The 1,777-nt window shown below is 52.9% G+C and carries 2 protein-coding genes and 1 pseudogene; all 3 read right to left on the reverse strand.

Going from position 1 to position 1,777, the window contains the following annotated elements:
* Positions 1–153 precede the first annotated feature (153 nt).
* Entirely contained in the window at positions 154–519 is a 366-nt protein-coding gene (gene rplL / locus ACIOZM_RS31800; protein ID WP_401221642.1) for a 50S ribosomal protein L7/L12, read from the reverse strand.
* 74 nt (positions 520–593) lie between these two features.
* The gene (rplJ, locus tag ACIOZM_RS31805; RefSeq protein ID WP_401221645.1) at positions 594–1,094 is read right to left on the reverse strand and encodes a 50S ribosomal protein L10; all 501 of its coding nucleotides are present in this window, start codon (positions 1,092–1,094) and stop codon (positions 594–596) included.
* 197 nt (positions 1,095–1,291) lie between these two features.
* Positions 1,292–1,711: pseudogene (locus ACIOZM_RS31810) on the reverse strand (50S ribosomal protein L1); the annotation flags it as partial.
* Positions 1,712–1,777: the final 66 nt, after the last annotated feature.

Below are 1,777 nucleotides of genomic sequence, written 5' to 3' on the forward strand. Positions count from 1 at the left end.
AAACCCCATGGTTTGCTCCACCGCATCGGGTGGTTACCGCTCGTTATCAGCACCGACCCAGTCGGCTGCCAATAACGGAAAAAGGCCGGTGGCAAGAGCCACCAGCCATCAGCCTGTCGCTTGACGCTCGGGCTGGAGGAGCAAAGTCGATGCTTATTTCAGCTCGACTTTAGCGCCTGCTTCTTCCAGAGTTGCTTTGGCTTTGTCGCCTGCGTCTTTCGAAACAGCTTCCAGAACCATGGCAGGAGCGCCGTCAACTACAGCCTTGGCTTCTTTCAGGCCCAGACCGGTCAGTTCACGTACTGCCTTGATCACGTTAACTTTCTTCTCGCCAGCTTCCAGCAGCATGACGTTGAATTCGGTTTGCTCTTCAACAACAGCGGCAGCAGCAGCTGGACCAGCCGATGCAGCAGCAGCGGTAACACCGAATTTTTCTTCGAAAGCTTTGATCAGCTCAACAACTTCCATTACGGACATGTTGCCAACTGCTTCAAGGATGTCGTTTTGAGAGATAGACATGAATCTAATTCCTGATTTGGGGACGGCCTACGCGACCATCGAAATAAACAAAAAACGCGAGAAGACGACGAGCCTTAGGCTGCGACTGCTTCTTTCTGGTCGCGAATTGCCGCCAGAGTACGAGCCAATTTGCTGGTAGCGCCTTGAATCACGCTCATCAGCTGAGAAATTGCTTCGTCACGGGTCGGCAAGGTTGCCAGTACGTCGATCTGATTAGCTGCGAGGAACTTGCCCTCGAACGCAGCTGCCTTGATCTCGAACTTGTCCTGACCCTTGGCAAATTCTTTGAAAATACGAGCAGCAGCGCCCGGATGTTCGTTCGAAAATGCGATCAGGGTCGGGCCGGTGAACACGTCGTTGAGAACACTGTATTCAGTGTCAGCAACAGCGCGCTTGAGCAGGGTGTTACGTACAACACGTACGTAAACGCCAGCTTCACGAGCCTCTTTACGGAGTCCGGTCATTGCGCCTACTGTTACGCCACGTGCATCAACCACGACAGCGGACAGAGCGACTTTGGCAGCCTCGTTGACTTCAGCGACGATGGCCTTCTTGTCTTCGAGATAAATTGCCACGGGTTTACTCCTGCTTGTTACCGTTTCATCTGGCCGAAGCCGGATGTCGTTTTGGTGTCTGATTCGGTAAGGAACCGGGAGCACCATCTGCGTAGGCTTTTGGTTTAAGACTTGCGTCGCCTACGGTCTTGGATAGCCCCCGCCAGGCAGGGACCCCAAATTTTCGAATGACGCGATCTCTCGCGCCAGTCTTTGTCTTACGCGTCCAGCGAGCTCTGATCAATAATCAGACCTGGGCCCATAGTGGTGCTCAGGGTCACGCGCTTGACGTAGATACCTTTCGAGGAAGCAGGCTTGATACGTTTCAGATCAGCGATCAGGGCTTCAACGTTTTCCTTCAGCTTGACGGCATCGAAGCCCATCTTGCCAACGGAGGTGTGGATGATGCCGTTTTTGTCGGTGCGATAACGAACCTGACCAGCCTTGGCGTTTTTAACCGCGGTAGCTACGTCTGGAGTTACGGTGCCGACTTTCGGGTTAGGCATCAGGCCGCGAGGGCCGAGGATCTGACCCAACTGACCAACAACGCGCATGGCATCCGGGGATGCGATAACTACGTCATAGTTCAGGTCGCCGCCTTTCATTTCAGCAGCCAGATCGTCCATACCTACACGGTCAGTTAGTTCTGAATTAGAGTCGTCTGAAGTTGTTTCATTGGTTTAGATATCTTATGGATTTTTATT

It is taken from the genome of Pseudomonas sp. NPDC087346, from assembly GCF_044744235.1.
Classification (GTDB): Bacteria; Pseudomonadota; Gammaproteobacteria; order Pseudomonadales; family Pseudomonadaceae; genus Aquipseudomonas.

Excerpts from the sequence above, each read along its gene's own strand:
- rplL (WP_401221642.1), bottom strand. The coding sequence starts at position 519 with ATGTCTATCTCTCAAAACGACATCCTTGAAGCAGTTGGCAACATGTCC.